The sequence below is a fragment of the Paenibacillus sp. J22P143 genome, from assembly GCF_059692035.1.
On record NZ_JCAUAQ010000010.1, the window covers coordinates 84,874 to 99,565 of the forward strand.

Annotated in this window: 14 protein-coding genes and 1 pseudogene; 12 read left to right on the forward strand and 3 right to left on the reverse strand. The window is 45.9% G+C overall.

What is annotated here, in order from left to right:
* Positions 1-108: 108 nt before the first annotated feature.
* From AC58PQ_RS16100 to AC58PQ_RS16125, 6 genes are all read left to right on the forward strand, one after another.
* On the forward strand, positions 109-1,104 hold the full coding sequence (locus AC58PQ_RS16100; RefSeq protein ID WP_497243153.1) for an ABC transporter substrate-binding protein: 996 nt from the start codon (positions 109-111) through the stop codon (positions 1,102-1,104).
* A 61-nt stretch (positions 1,105-1,165) separates the two neighbouring features.
* The gene (locus tag AC58PQ_RS16105; protein WP_497243155.1) at positions 1,166-2,176 is read left to right on the forward strand and encodes a FecCD family ABC transporter permease; all 1,011 of its coding nucleotides are present in this window, start codon (positions 1,166-1,168) and stop codon (positions 2,174-2,176) included.
* Complete coding sequence (locus AC58PQ_RS16110) at positions 2,173-3,216, forward strand: FecCD family ABC transporter permease (protein ID WP_497243157.1); 1,044 nt, start codon at positions 2,173-2,175, stop codon at positions 3,214-3,216. Before AC58PQ_RS16105 ends, AC58PQ_RS16110 begins: the two co-directional genes overlap by 4 nt.
* Positions 3,217-3,227: 11 nt before the next feature.
* The gene (locus tag AC58PQ_RS16115; protein ID WP_497243159.1) at positions 3,228-4,076 is read left to right on the forward strand and encodes an ABC transporter ATP-binding protein; all 849 of its coding nucleotides are present in this window, start codon (positions 3,228-3,230) and stop codon (positions 4,074-4,076) included.
* Positions 4,057-4,638 carry a nitroreductase family protein gene (locus AC58PQ_RS16120; protein WP_497243161.1) on the forward strand — a complete coding sequence of 194 codons (582 nt, stop codon included), beginning with the start codon at positions 4,057-4,059 and terminating at the stop codon, positions 4,636-4,638. Before AC58PQ_RS16115 ends, AC58PQ_RS16120 begins: the two co-directional genes overlap by 20 nt.
* Before the next feature lie 134 nt (positions 4,639-4,772).
* A complete protein-coding gene (locus tag AC58PQ_RS16125) occupies positions 4,773-6,635 on the forward strand; it encodes a hypothetical protein (protein ID WP_497243163.1) in 1,863 nt (620 codons plus the stop codon).
* Between the two features lie 32 nt (positions 6,636-6,667).
* Here AC58PQ_RS16125 and AC58PQ_RS16130 read toward each other — a convergent pair.
* Both AC58PQ_RS16130 and AC58PQ_RS16135 read right to left on the reverse strand, forming a co-directional pair.
* Positions 6,668-7,105 (reverse strand): annotated as a pseudogene (locus AC58PQ_RS16130) (DUF6376 family protein).
* 68 nt (positions 7,106-7,173) lie between these two features.
* Complete coding sequence (locus AC58PQ_RS16135; protein ID WP_497243165.1) at positions 7,174-7,953, reverse strand: sporulation protein; 780 nt, start codon at positions 7,951-7,953, stop codon at positions 7,174-7,176.
* A gap of 215 nt (positions 7,954-8,168) precedes the next feature.
* On the opposite strand from AC58PQ_RS16135, the gene AC58PQ_RS16140 reads away from it, so the two are divergent.
* Positions 8,169-8,963 (forward strand): sporulation protein, encoded by a 795-nt coding sequence (locus AC58PQ_RS16140; protein ID WP_497243167.1) that lies wholly within the window; start codon positions 8,169-8,171, stop codon positions 8,961-8,963.
* Positions 8,964-9,024: 61 nt separating this feature from the next.
* Here AC58PQ_RS16140 and AC58PQ_RS16145 read toward each other — a convergent pair whose 3' ends face one another.
* Positions 9,025-9,438: a hypothetical protein gene (locus AC58PQ_RS16145; RefSeq protein WP_497243169.1), complete on the reverse strand. Its 414-nt coding sequence runs from the start codon at positions 9,436-9,438 to the stop codon at positions 9,025-9,027.
* Positions 9,439-9,563: 125 nt separating this feature from the next.
* Here AC58PQ_RS16145 and AC58PQ_RS16150 point away from each other — a divergent pair, with 125 nt between their 5' ends.
* The 5 genes from AC58PQ_RS16150 to AC58PQ_RS16170 all read left to right on the forward strand — a co-directional run bounded on the left by AC58PQ_RS16150 (position 9,564) and on the right by AC58PQ_RS16170 (position 14,688).
* Positions 9,564-9,935, forward strand: coding sequence for an iron chaperone (locus AC58PQ_RS16150; protein ID WP_497243171.1), 372 nt, complete (start codon positions 9,564-9,566; stop codon positions 9,933-9,935).
* A 281-nt stretch (positions 9,936-10,216) separates the two neighbouring features.
* Positions 10,217-11,794, forward strand: coding sequence for a helix-turn-helix domain-containing protein (locus AC58PQ_RS16155; RefSeq protein WP_497243173.1), 1,578 nt, complete (start codon positions 10,217-10,219; stop codon positions 11,792-11,794).
* 149 nt (positions 11,795-11,943) lie between these two features.
* The gene (locus tag AC58PQ_RS16160; protein ID WP_497243282.1) at positions 11,944-12,753 is read left to right on the forward strand and encodes a DUF2935 domain-containing protein; all 810 of its coding nucleotides are present in this window, start codon (positions 11,944-11,946) and stop codon (positions 12,751-12,753) included.
* Between the two features lie 324 nt (positions 12,754-13,077).
* Positions 13,078-13,854, forward strand: coding sequence for an ABC transporter ATP-binding protein (locus tag AC58PQ_RS16165; protein ID WP_497243175.1), 777 nt, complete (start codon positions 13,078-13,080; stop codon positions 13,852-13,854).
* Positions 13,855-13,872: 18 nt separating this feature from the next.
* Positions 13,873-14,688 carry an ABC transporter permease gene (locus tag AC58PQ_RS16170; RefSeq protein WP_497243177.1) on the forward strand — a complete coding sequence of 272 codons (816 nt, stop codon included), beginning with the start codon at positions 13,873-13,875 and terminating at the stop codon, positions 14,686-14,688.
* The last annotated feature ends 4 nt before the right edge of the window (positions 14,689-14,692 follow it).

The window sequence follows — 14,692 nt, forward strand, 5'->3', positions numbered from 1 at the left end:
AGACTGATAATTATTATCAATTAAAAATAAGGAGTCAGCATCAGCATTCTAAATAGATGGCTTGTTCATCACCAGTGTTTGCTTTGCTGTACAAGGAGGAAGAAACAGATGAAAGCTTTAAAAATGATGATCATGGTGTTACTAGCATTGGCCGTTACGGCTTGTGGTAGTTCAACAACAGGAGGAAATGCGAGCAGTACAAGTAGTGCAAGTGCATCACCAGAAGCCGCTAAGGCTACAGCCGCAGCAGCGGTAGAGAAAACGATCAAGCATGCGATGGGTACGGTGACTTTGAAGAAAAAACCAGAGCGGATTGTCGTCCTGTTCAATGGTATGACGGATATTGTTACACACTTGGGCATCAAGCCAGTCGGTTCGGTTGAGTCATGGGAAGAGAAGCCATGGTACAACTATTTGAGATCCAATATGGAAGGTGTCAAAAATCTAGGGGAAGAAACACAGCCGAACGTAGAAGCGATCGTAGCTTTGAAACCAGACTTAATTATTGGTACTAAGGCTCGTCACGAAAAAATTTACCCTCAACTGGAAAGCATTGCTCCAACGATCATTACGGAAGAGATTGGCGATTGGAAAACGAATCTGAAAATTGCCGCTGATGCCCTTTATAAGCAAGAAGAAGGCGCTAAGATCATAGCGGATTGGGATAAGAAAGTTGCTGAGTTTAAACTAAAGGCCGGAGATAAACTGGCGAAATCCGAAGTATCGATTGTCCGCTTTGAGAGAGACGGCAGTGCCCGTTTCTATGTAACAGGCTTTGCAGGAACGATCTTCAAGGAGCTTGGCTTGCCGCGTCCGAAGGATCAAATCGTGGATGGTAAGATTGTCGTGAGCCTTACTTCCAAAGAGCAAATGTCGCAGTTAGATGGCGACTACATCTTCGATCTTACCCGCTTGAGTGCAAGTGAACCTGCGGTAGAGAAATCGCAGAACGACTGGACGTCTCACCCGCTTTGGAAGAACTTGAAGGGCGTGAAGAACGGCAAATACTTTAAAGTCGACACGATTACTTGGAACTTAGCCGCAGGCTCGATGGCAGCGCAAGCGATGCTAGAGGATCTCTACAAATATTTTGATATCAAATAGTTGAAACACTCAGGAATGAACACTTTGTTCATTCCTTTGTGGATTCCAAGGAGATTTCATCATGAATCTTATGAATACGAGCATAGGGAGAACCGCCGGACTATTCACATTGGTCCTGATCCTGCTTGGCAGCTTTGTCTCCAGCATTCTTTTTGGGGCGACACAGTATGACTGGCATACGGCATGGTCTTCCATTTTTCATTACGACGAGAATATCAACGAGCAAATCATTCTTCGCACAACGCGCGTGCCTAGAGCCTGTATTGCAGCAGCTATCGGAGCCAGCTTAGCAATCGCGGGGACGCTTATGCAGACGTTAACCCGCAATCCGCTGGCTTCGCCCAGTGTTCTTGGGGTCAATGCAGGAGCAACGTTGTTCGTTGTTCTTGCAGCGGTTGCCCTACAAATTTCATCCATGCAAGCTCTGATGTGGATTTCTTTTATCGGAGCGGCAGTTGGTGCCTTATCCGTGTATATCTTGGGCTCTTTTGGCCGTGATGGACTGACGCCACTCAAAATTGTGCTGGCAGGCGCCGCCATGACCGCTTTATTCTCCTCGTTCACACAAGGCATCTTGGTGCTGAACCAACAGGGGCTAAGCACGGTTTTGTTCTGGTTGACGGGCACCATTGCGGGACGATCTCCTGAGATGTTGATCACGGTGTTCCCTTTTATGGCCATATGCTGGGTAGCTGCATGGTTCATCGCACGGGATATGAATCTACTACTCATGGGTGAGGATACAGCCAAAGGCTTAGGTCAAAAGACAATTTGGATTAAATCAGTCGCAGGCCTTCTGATTGTCGTACTTGCGGGTTCCTCCGTGTCCGTCGCGGGTCCAATTGGATTTATCGGCATTGTCATTCCGCATATTTCCCGGTTTTTCGTTGGTATTGATCATCGTTGGGTCATTCCCTATTGCGCTGTATTGGGGGCGATCCTGCTGATTCTGGCAGATGTAGCCGCAAGATTTATTATGATTCCAGAGGAAATGCCCGTTGGCGTCATGACAGCCATCATTGGTGCCCCATTCTTTATTTATATTGCGCGAAGGGGGCTTATCAAATCATGAAGGGTCATGTTCCGATGCGATTTGGTCGCGGTGAGATTTCTTTTTTAGTGGAAAAAAAAGCATTACTAATATCCCTAGTTTTACTCGTGGTTTGTGCGCTTATCGCGATTGTAAGCACGGGGATGGGGGAAATGTACATTTCTCCAATTGATGTTGTCAAAAGCATGATAGGCATTGGCGCCGAAGATCACGCGATGGTCGTTCAGAAGCTGCGGCTTCCACGTATCGTCATCTCGATGTTAGTAGGTGCTGCGCTGGCTTCAGCAGGTGCGATCATGCAGGGGATCATTCGTAATCCATTGGCATCGCCAGATATGATGGGGGTAACGGGCGGAGCGTCGGTGGCAGCAGTCACGTTCCTCACGTATTTCAATAGTGCGATCAGTATTCGGTGGTTGCCGGTCTCAGCCATGCTGGGCGCAGCGATTGTTTCTATTATTTTGTATGTGCTCGCTTGGAAAAAAGGGGTAACACCGATACGGCTCATTCTGGTGGGCATCGGGATGTCCTCACTCATGTCGGCTGCGACGACAATGATGATTGTCTTTAGTCCGAAAAACGATCCCGGCACAGCGTATTTATGGCTGACAGGATCCGTCTATGCGGCGAATTGGGAAAATGTATTAACCGTTCTGCCGTGGACAGTTACCTTGATTCCACTTGCGTTTCTCTTAGCTCGCCATGTGAATATCGGGCAGCTCGGGGATGATGTGGCAGCAAGTGCGGGAAGTGCAGTGGAGTTCAACCGCTTATTATTACTGCTCATCAGCGTGGGGTTAGCCGGTTCAGCTGTTTCTGTGGCTGGCGCGATCGGATTCATTGGTTTAATCGCTCCGCATATGGCACGCAAGTGGGTCGGCTCAAGCTTTGACAGCCTTTTACCCGTATCAGCTCTACTCGGAGGTGCTATTGTGATGTTGGCTGATCTAGCGGGAAGGACGTTCTTTCTACCGTTGGATGTGCCAGTCGGTGTATTTACGGCAGCGGTGGGGGCGCCATTTTTCATCTATTTGCTGTACACCAAGCGAAATGCAAGATAGGAGTGAAGAGAATGCCAACCTTAGTGACCAGAAATCTAAATTTGACCTATGGCAACGAAAATATTATCGAAGGTTTGAATCTTTCCATGCCCAAAGGAAAGATTACCGTATTGATCGGTTCAAATGGCTGCGGGAAATCAACACTTCTTCGTGCAATGGCACGATTATTGAAGCCTGCTCAGGGTGAAATTATACTCGATGGCAAGCATATCGCGGAGATTCCGACCAAAGAGATCGCGAAGCGTCTATCCATTTTGCCGCAAGGTCCGATTGCCCCGGAAGGGTTAACGGTATTCCAGTTGGTCAAACAAGGACGATATCCGTATCAGAATTGGCTTAAAGCGTGGTCCGATGAGGATGAGCGTTATGTGAATGAGGCGTTAGCGGTTACCAAAATGACAGAATTCGCCGAAACGGCAGTCGATTCCTTGTCCGGTGGACAACGTCAGCGAGCTTGGATCGCGATGACTCTCGCGCAAGGGACCCCGACCATCCTGTTGGATGAACCGACAACCTATTTGGATATGGCTCACCAAGTCGATATTTTGGATCTGTTGTTTGAATTAAATGAACGCGAACAACGAACAATTGTCATGGTTCTCCATGATCTCAATCTTGCTTGCCGATATGCGCATCATCTTGTAGCAATCAAAAATAAATCCGTCTTTGCTCAAGGAAAGCCAGAGGATGTTATCAATTCGGAACTTGTCCGGCATGTGTTCGGCATGGAATGTGAAATTATTGGGGACCCCTTTTTCGGTACGCCGATGTGCATTCCGAAAGGGAAGGGACGAAAATCTGACAAGTTCGAAGCTAAGAAGACGAAGGAGGAAGCAAGCCATGAACTCATCCGAAGTTAAATCATTGGGAGCCGTAGCCGCTGTAATTAAAGATAGAAGAACGATTCGCGAGTTCAAACAGGATCCCGTTTCGGACGCGTTGTTGCTCGAGCTGCTGAATGTAGCAGTATGGGCACCCAACCATGGGAACAGACAGCCTTGGCGGTTCATTTTATATAAAGGAGAGGGACGCGAGATATTGGCTGATGCGATGCTCCAATCCTATGATGATGAAGAAATGAGAGAGAAACATGGGAAACGCAAATGGGAGTATTTCCTGGAGGTACCCGCTCATCTCGTTGTGATTCTGAAGGAAGACCCACGTCAAAAGCAGTGGGATGAAGACTATGGCGCGATCTGTGCCCTCATCCAAAACTTCCAACTAGCTGCCTGGGAACAAGGTTTGGGCGTTGTGTGGAAAACGAATAATTATAACTATGAAGAAGGATTCCAGCAAGTAGTTGGCCTGCAGACAGACGAGAAAATCGTTGGTGTGCTGCATGTCGGCTATCCGGCATCGATTCCAACCGAGCAACCGCGTAAACTCGCGGAAGAGATGCTTACCATTATTGATTCTAGATAATTTTCTATCATTTAGCCCACGAATCGCTTTAGGATTCGTGGGCTTTTTGGTAGCCGTCAATGAAAATGAGTGTTAAAAAATGTAAAATAATAGTATATTGATTAATACTTAACACGGATTGCTAGGAGGTAACGATGGCATATACACGTTTGATTGTTTTGGTGATGATGTTTGAAGTACTCATCACGGCTGTAATCGGTCTTGGCATTTATGTTGGATTTTCCGTATATCCATATTCGCAGTCGCCAGTAATGTCAACTGGTGCGTCTATGGGGACCGGCGGGTTTAACGCAACGATTCCATTATATATGCCGTCGCTCACGGATCTGAAAATCCCATACACGTATCTTCAGGTCGGGGCACAGGCATGGGGTATCTTGGCATTCCTGGTATCGGCGGCTTTAATGGGATTACAAAGTTTTGTCCGGGGCATGTACCTCGGCGGTCTGAAAGGGTGGGTTCTGAATCGGAAGCTAGTCCCGCTAATCGCATGTGGACGCAGGTATTTCGGCGATATGATAGCATGGTCGATCTTTCAAAGCGTGGTAGGCGTGATGACTGTTTACCTCGCTGCAGCCTTGTTCCCATTAGGGCTCATATTGATGATTATTATCATGTTTTATTCACTTACGCCGTATCTGATTGTCCTCCAAGATATCACTTTCAGTGATGCGTTGGCGAAGGCGCCTCGCATATTTCGGCGCAATTTCGGCACATTGCTGCCGCTTGCATTGTTTGCCATGCTTTGCACGCTAATTGTCAGCCTACTACGGTCACTGACACCTCCTTGGGGGTATGCGGTACCTTTGCTCGCTTACGCCTGCATTGGAACCTTGCTGATTGGCGAGCTTATGAGACAGCTGTCTGTGAAGCTAAGACTGGACGGCGAACAGGCTCCCGATCTGCCATTCGGCGAGGTCCATACTCGGAGATGGGGAAACGCGATGACGTTGCTGCTCGTGCCGGTACTCGTCGCATCAGGTATTTTTGCAGCTAATGGCAGGCACTTAAGTGCGTTTGAATTTGGTAGTAAAAAGCAGCTAGACGGTATCTTCTACATGAATAGCTTCTCAGACGTATTCTATGCATCGGAACATAGGTATACAACTTATGAGTGGCAGACGAAAGATTACCGTATGGATATAAGGCTCCCCGATTTATCCGAACGGATGCCTGATGAACTGCGTGGGATAGCCGACATTACATGGCAGCTAAATGAAGAAATCAGCAATCGAAATGGGAATTCAATCCATACCGATGTGCAGCCGATCATGCACACAAGCCAGCTCATGTATCGACTTGTCAAGGAGACAGCTAAGGATGGCAGCATCTACTACTCCAGTTTGAATGGTTCTTCTTCGATCCTGCCCGGAGTGGAGCAGCCGCGCGAGCCATTGTCCATTCAAATTATGGTAAGTGAGAAGGGTAAGCATATATTTGTCATGCAATACCCAACGCGCTTTGATATCGCCAATGTATTCCGAGTTTCGGATGACGGAAGGTATTTGATTCCGGGAACAAGCCAGATGAATCCGTTGGATTTTCACTTTTTTTGGTTCACCGAAGATCAGCGTGCGGAGAATCTGTTCGAATTGCTGGCCGCGAAAAACAAAGCAAATGACATTACAACACTTAACCGAGCTTACCTTGCTCTTGCTTGTGCCTTGCAGGAAGGAGATGGCCGCATGGTCGGTAAACTTTTAGAAACGATGCGTCAGGCTGGTGTAGACGTGAAAGCTCCTGACTGGGACAACGTGACGTGGACCAACAACTTGCGTGACCGATATCAAGGTGTCAGCTTGCAGAAGACCCTGGAGCTATTGTCAAAAGCTGGTGTTCAGGGAGGGTATGAAGCCAAAGAACTCTTGGACCAAAGCGACGAGAAGACCCGTGTTCACCGGCTCGAGGTGCCGTTCCCGGACGGAATGTTGCCAATAACCTATAAGGAATCTAAGAAAGATGGCAAGTTGCTGTCTATCCATGTAGGGGACTATTAAAAGTGAAAAAACGCCACATATCGGTGAAGTTTTTAAGCGCCTAAATTTTTAATTCGATTGATGAAGCTTGTAATATCACTAATTGTAGTGATTATTTGAGAATTTTGAAGGTTATCAAGTGCCAAATGACCATTCACAAGCACATTATTGATCTCATCTAACAGTATTTTATTTTTGTCTACCAATTGTTGATGGAGATCCTTTGCAATCGAAGGGACACTGCTTAGGTTAAATTGTTATATTTCCTTTTTTAATTTGTTTAATTGAGTTTCAAGTTCCTGTTTTGTCTCTGGATTCGTAGCGGCATCTTTCATCATTTGAGGTGCTTGTGCTGCAAAATTACTCAAGTTATTGATGTGTTCAGTCGCTTGATTTGCATAATCTATTGAATTAGTTGCTTTCTCGAATAATGAACACGCACTTAACATCATAGTTGAAAGAATGAATAGGAATAGCATCCATTTCTTCATTTATTTTTCTCACCCTCACTGTTAGTTTATAAAGAAGCCTCTCCGCATTGGGAAAGGCTTCTGAAGTCTTATATATAATTGCGGATCAAATCGGCCAGCTCACCGGCAACATAGTCCGTTCCTGAAGCTAATTGATTGCGGTCGAACCGTACCTTTACAAAGTTCTCATCCATCCCCGTCGCTTCTGCGAACAGACCGGCTAGCCCGCGCGCTTTGCGATCGATCTGCAGCAGCAACTCGACACCGCTCTCATCTGGAAAGAAGATAATTTCCAATTCATCCAGTTGGCCCCGGAATTGCGAAGTGGGAACAAATTCGAATTCTTGAACGAAGGGCAATCCGTTCATTCTTCCATATGCCGGTGCGTATTGACATGTCACCTCGCGGAGCCGGAATCCAAGTTCTTCGACAGCCTCCAGAATAACCGCGGAATGTGGGTGTGGACTTACTTGAAGCTGATCAGTATCCTTCGGATCAATCGCTTCTTTAATATCAAGTCCGGTTTGTATCCAAACAGGGGTTCTTCCCCTCGTCACTGGCGTAATGGCTGGAAGCTCGAACGAGACGGGGAACTCATAAACCTGCTCCGCCTCAACAGTAAATTTCCCCGTAAGCTGGAACTTGGCCACGGCGGCTTCCACTTGTATTTTTGTATCGTTTTGTTCCTTCAAGTAACGTGTCATGACGAAGGCGTAAACATCATCGATCTGCTGATCCACGCGTCCCCCCTGAATCCGGACGACGCCGCTGATCATATCCCCAGCGTTCACCTCATCTTGATGGAGCATTAGGTCTACTTGGGCTGCGCCGATCCCGACACTCGCGAGCATTCGTTTGAACATGGTCATGTGTAAATTTCCTCCTTGTCATTCTTATATGTACTGATACGATGAGAAGCACAAGTGGTTTCACATGAATTCGTGCTTCTAGCAGGAGTGGGAAATAAGCTGCAGTCTATCACATACTGAAACCGCAATTGAGCCAATCGCGTATAAAGATAGGGATCAATTCCATTTAACGAGAGATTTTTTATTCTTAATTATGAGGATGAGGAGGCATAAGTATGTCTTTTTTTAAGAAAATGATGGCTAAAGTAGGGATCGGGAACATTGAAATCGATACGCAGTTCCATACGGAGGCCTTCGTTCCAGGCGAGCTGGTAGAGGGCGTCATTGTTGCCAAAGGCGGCAGTATAGAGCAGAAAGTGGACAAAATCTATTTTCAAATTATGACAGAATATCTCAAGCCCGATGATAACGATTCGAATCGTATGCACAGAGAAACGGTTGTGATAGCCAACATCCTGTTGGGGGAAAGTTTTGTTTTTGAACCGGGAGAATCGATCGAAATTCCTTTTCATTTCGTGTTGCCGCATGAGACACCCATTTCGATTGGCGTAAGCCCGATCTGGGTTCGTACAGGCATGGATGTTGACAATGCGGTTGATCCATCGGATCGTGATAATATTGAAGTTCTGGCTCATCCGCACACCTCGGTGATTTTTGAAGCACTGGAGGAATTGGGCTTTCATTTACATAAAGCAGAGAACGAATATTATCCGCAACGTGATTATCACCTGCCATTTATTCAAAACTTTGAATTTGTACCCTATCCAAATGGCGAATATCGCAGCTCCGTTGATGAGCTGGAGCTTGTATTCTACCCGGATGAAAACGGGGTTGAGGTCCTCCTGGAATTTGACCGCAGAGCGCGTGGCTTTAGCGGACTCTTATCAGATATGATGGATATGGATGAGTCCCATCACCGTTATTATTTCAGCTGCGAAGAGCTGGAGGAAGGTGCTGAATCAGTGGCTGAACAGTTCCGAGGTATCTTTAACGATTTGCTGGATGTGTAACGGGCTTGTCGGGTGATAAGCGTCTATATACTTAAAAGTCGCATAGCTGCGACTTTTTTCTTTACTTGCCTGTAATTACATGTTTGTCTGTTAAGAAGTCTACGTAAAATTGTTGGAGTTCCTCATCGATGTTGTTTGTAGTCTTATATCTTTTTCCGTTGATTTCGAAGGTTCCGTGGGGATTTCCCGTTATTGTGTATAGATTGCCTTTGATATCGTATAGTTTTAGTCCTGAAGATCCCACCCACCAGCCCAGGGAGAATGTTCGTCTAAACTTTACTTTTTGCATTGTCTGTGTGTAACGTCCGATAAGTTCTGGATCTTGAGTTTCATAAAATAAACCTGATCCGCCATGTCGCATAGTGATTTTTACAATGTTGTTTCCTTTAACGAAGTAGGCAAATGGTTTAGGGGATAACCACCAAAACCCAAGCAGTATCAATAAACAGCCGCTAACCATCATCCACTTTTTCAAATGAAATACCTCCTGAAGCAGTTGTTTGTACGTTATAACTAGTATCATACCATGTTTGGTGCGGTGCTTTAATTCACCTTTCTGTATGTGGTAAAATAAGGGATGAACTTTTAGGAGGAAGAAACATGGAAGTTTTCGAAGAATTTTTAACGCGTATCGATAACCCGGCTCATCGGGACCGAACGGAAGAAGTTTTGACGTGGGTAACTAAGAAATTTCCAAGTTTAGAGCCGAAAATTGCGTGGAATCAACCTATGTTTTCCGATCACGGCACATTTATTATTGGCTTTAGCGTAGCCAAACAACATATGGCTGTTGCCCCCGAGAAGGCAGGAATTAATCGTTTTTCGGATGATATTGTGCAAGCTGGCTACGATCATACCAAGGAGTTGGTACGTATCCCGTGGAAGAGTCCAGTTGATTTCTCCTTGCTTGAGAAAATGATCGAGTTCAATATGCTGGATAAGGCAGATTGTTCGACGTTTTGGCGGAAATAGGTAAGTACGGGACTTGTCGCGCTTGTTGAATTTCAGCGCTATTCTCCCTTTACAGGCTCAGGCTCATATTTCATTTATACTTAGGAATAGCGTTATGCCATCATCTTATTCCTCCTGAAAGTGTTATAGAAAGGAGAATAACGCTATGGCATAGCGCTATTTTCTCTTTAAGGGTACCCACTACCCCGCAAATACCCCTTTTCAAATAAATGGATACCATTTATAATGAATTTACTGATAATGATTATCGTTATCAATAATTAAAAGGGGTGAAGCCGCACATGTTGCCGATGCAAGGACAGGACTATACCCTTCTCGTGCTCACATCCATACGTAAGCGTCGGTTCCACAAGCGGAATACGCTGCAAAAAAAAAATATCACTGGAGAGATGCTCTTTGTTGTGACACAAGGTAAGGGCATTCTCTGTATGGATAATCAAGCCTTAACGATCAAGCCTAATCAGACCTTTTTTCTCACACCAAACAAGCCAATAGAAGTAATGCTCGAATCAGATTTCATAGAATTTTACGTTATGATCATTAAACAGGTAACATTCTCCAAACGGAAGGGAAACTGGACTTGTACCAAGGCGGCATCTGATCCCGCGCTCTTTCAGACGGGCAAGCTTCAAGTAAAACAGGGGAAACAGCATCTTGAACAGATCGAGCTGCTCTATGAGGATAGCAGAACGAAGTCAGTTAAGGATCCTAGCGTACAGCTCAAATTTCAAAGTCTCATCCAGGCGATGTCGCAGGAAGAGCCAGATGCAATTGAATTTGAGGATGCGTCTAAAGGGATTGATCAAACCATTACGTATATGTATAAACATTTTAATCAGAAAATCAAAATGGAAACATTGTCAGACATCGCGGGATTGACGCCAACCTCCTATTCAAGGAGCTTCAAGAAAGCGAAGCAGATGTCCCCTGTCGAATATTTAAATCACATTCGTATTGATTCTTCGAAGGAGCTTTTACAACAGCTCGATCCCTCGATCAAAGATATTTCAACCGCGGTAGGCTTCGGGAATGAGTTTTATTTTAGCCGGATGTTTAAGAGCAACGTAGGTATATCTCCAACCATGTATGTAAAAAGGAGACAATTGAAGGTCGCCGTTGCTTCCTGCTTTCGATATAAGGATTGTTTGCAATCCCTTGGTGTGGAGGACGCGTTTGAATTGAATGGGTATCGCCATTTGGAATTAGGCATCGAGGAGAATCGAAGGCGCATTCAGACTCAATTAGCGGAGCTGCGTAATTACCGGCCGGAATTAATCATTGCGGATTACAGGCATCTTCCGATCCACGACCAGTTAAAGCAAATAGCGCCAACCGTCATGGTTGATTTCACGATGGATTGGCGTGTGAATGTGATGAGAATTGCGGAATTGGTCGGACGGGAAAAGGAAGCGCAGCAAACGCTTAGTCAATTGGATCTTCGGGTAAAGCTTGCGAGAGACCAATTAAAGGACACGATTGGCATTAGCAGTGTGTCCTTAATCCGATTATACAGTCGGAAAATTCGTGTACAAGGGCTGGTGGACCACCCGTTAAGTAATCTGTTGTACGCCGAGCTTGGTTTGAAGCCTGGTAGCTGTGTGCCTTTAAACGAAAGGACGAAGGAGTACGCTCACGAGAGCATGCCTCCATTTGAAACGGATTATCTCTTTGTTGATAAACGTCTGAAGCCATCCGACGAAACTGCCCTATATTCGGGTGTGCTGAAGGGAACCTCCTGGGAAGCGATGAAGGCAGTGCGGGACAACCAGACACGTGTGATTCCGAATTGGATCAGTATGAGCTGGGCACCCAACGGTCAGAATCAAATCATTGATGATTTGCTGCAATGGTATGCCTAAACGAAATAGAGGCCTGAATCCAATCAACTGGACTCAGGTTATTCTTCTATGTTCCTCGAATCGTGCATATAACGGACCTTCACTCATTATAAATGGGATAGGAGAACATCATGGTGAGGAGAGTGCTCGAATTGTCAAATGAGTTCGTGATGCGTTCATTGGATGAGGTCCGGTTCTGGTCACGTATTATGAAGGAACATTCGTTATTTCTCAAACTGGGCTTTCGATGTGAGGACACGCAGCTTATTCAAGAAGCGAATCATTATTATCATATTTTTGAGCATATCGAGGGTCGATCCCATGCTTATACCGCGCTGACGGATCCTGAACAAATTCGACGCTTCAATACGGAAGTGTCTGCGGCCGTCGCACATATTTGGGCGTTCAAAAGGAAAGTTCTCGGACTCATCATTCAATGCAAGCTCCCAGGTGGCAACAATTTTCCGTTATTGGTCGACCACACGAGTCGTGAAGCTAACTATTTTAGGAACCGATTACAAGAACTAAATTCGGGACGATTAGAGCCATTACCTGACGCGATTATTGATGAAAATGTGTTCTTTTTGCGCATTATGGCGGATCACGCCAAGTTTATCGGTCACCTGCTGGACCCATCTGAACGTCAGCTAGTGGAACAGGCGCGGAATTTTAGCCATGATTTTGACCAACTCCTCTTCCAAGCCATTGATTTGAGCGGGATGAGGCCTCAATCCCAAACCGACCCGCTTTTGGACCAGTTCCTCGACCAGAATCGTGTCTCCGTCGTTGCGCTTCGTGATTTCAAAAAGACAGCCCGTGATTTAATTGAAGCTTGCAAAATCAAGAGCATTATCCATCCCTTGCTAGCGGATCACGTCTTCCGTGAGGCAGAGCGCTTTCTAGCCATCATTGATATGTTCGAGCAATGCTTAACAGGCAATCAAGTGATTGGAATGCGGGAGGAGCATGCGGGTCATTGAAAGATCGAGATGTATGATCGTCAACGCCTAGGGGATATGCTAGCCAAGACATATGTTGTGAAGCGTGAAGATATAAGTAAGATCATGCCTCCTGACAAGTCAGAACAAGCAGAACCAAGTTTTGTAAATGTAGTTCCCTATATCCGATAAAACTTATAGGAATATAATAAATTATCATTGACGAAGTTTATTGTGGAGTGGTACTCTGGAAATGTGACCACCGTATGAACGGAGACACTATTCTCTTTCGAGAGAAAAGTGTCTTTTTTTATTTTCACATAAGAATGGATAAGTTGTTCTCATTTTGAAAAGGAGTTGAACCCGATGAGCGAACCGTTGTTGAAACTCGAGCATGTGTACAAAACATTTCCCTCCAGTAAAGGGGCAGTTCAAGCGTTGCACAATATCCACCTGCAAGTGAGAGAAGGTGAATTTATTACGGTCATTGGTCCCAGTGGCTGTGGCAAAAGCACGCTGCTCAAAATCATCGCTGGACTGGATGTGGCGCATACTGGGGTGGCCCGACTTGGCGGTCAGGTCATTCAAGGTCCAGGCATTGATAAGGGCTTTATTTTCCAAGAGCCGAGGTTGTTCCCGTGGTTAACGGTAGAGAAAAATATCGCAGCCGACCTCTCATTAAGAGACCCGGTGGTTCGTAAGAAAGTGGATGAACTGATTGAACTCGTCCGCTTAGATGGCTTCCAGAAATCGTTCCCGAGAGAGCTGTCTGGCGGGATGGCGCAGCGTGTGGCGATTGCGAGAGCCCTGCTGAGAAACCCGAAGGTGCTGCTGCTTGACGAGCCGTTCGGTGCGCTGGATGCTTTTACGCGTACACACATGCAAGAAGTGTTGATCGATATTTGGCAAAAAAATAAAACAACGATGATTTTCGTCACGCACGATATTGATGAGGCGATCTATCTGGCCAATCGTGTCGTGATCCTCAAACCGCGGCCTGGCGCCATAAGAAACATCGTACCTATCGATTTGCCGATTCCGAGAAAGAAGACGACGACGTCTTTTCAGGAGCTGCGCCTCAAGGTACTCAGTGAATTCGAGAAAATTGAAGAACTGGAATTGATAGATAGCTCAGGTATTTAAGGAGAAGGGGGGATTCTCATGAGCGTGCAACAAGGTCAATTAGCTACTGCCCATCAACTGCGATTCAAACACAGGGTAAATCGAGCCCTACTAGGTGCACTGGTACCCATACTCGTTCTGCTTGCTTGGCAAGTATTAGGCCAACTAGGCGTGATTTCATCCTTGCTGTTTCCAACGCCGATTCGCATTTTTAACGCAGGTATTCGACTGATCCAAACGGGTGAGCTCTACGATAATATCCAAATCAGTGTGTTGCGTGCGCTATCCGGATTCGTTCTAGGAGGTTCGTTAGGTCTTGCTTTCGGTATTCTTGTCGGTTTATTTCGCAGGACGGAGAAAGCGTTAGATCCTACGGTTCAAATGCTTCGCATGGTGCCCCATTTGGCCATCGCGCCCTTATTTATTCTATGGTTCGGTATCGGAGAAACGGCCAAAATTCTACTTATTGCCAAAGGCGCGTTCTTCCCTCTATATATCAATGCTTTTCTTGGTATTCGTGGCGTGGATAACAAGCTATTTGATGTAACGCGCGTGCTAGGATTTAGCAAATGGAAGCAAACCGTCCGATTAACGATCCCTGCGGCGCTCCCTCATATTTTACTTGGGATTCGCATCTCATTGGGTGTCTCCTGGCTGGGGCTTGTCGTGGCTGAATTAATGGGATCGACGTCCGGAATCGGTTATATGATGTCGGATGCTCGTCAATTTTCTAAAACACCCGTTGTCTTCGTTGGGATTCTCATCTTTGCTGTTTTCGGGATCGTGGCAGATGCTGGCGTAAGGCTGCTTGAACGCAAATGGCTGAGCTGGCGAGACAGCTACAAAGGCCGCTAATGAA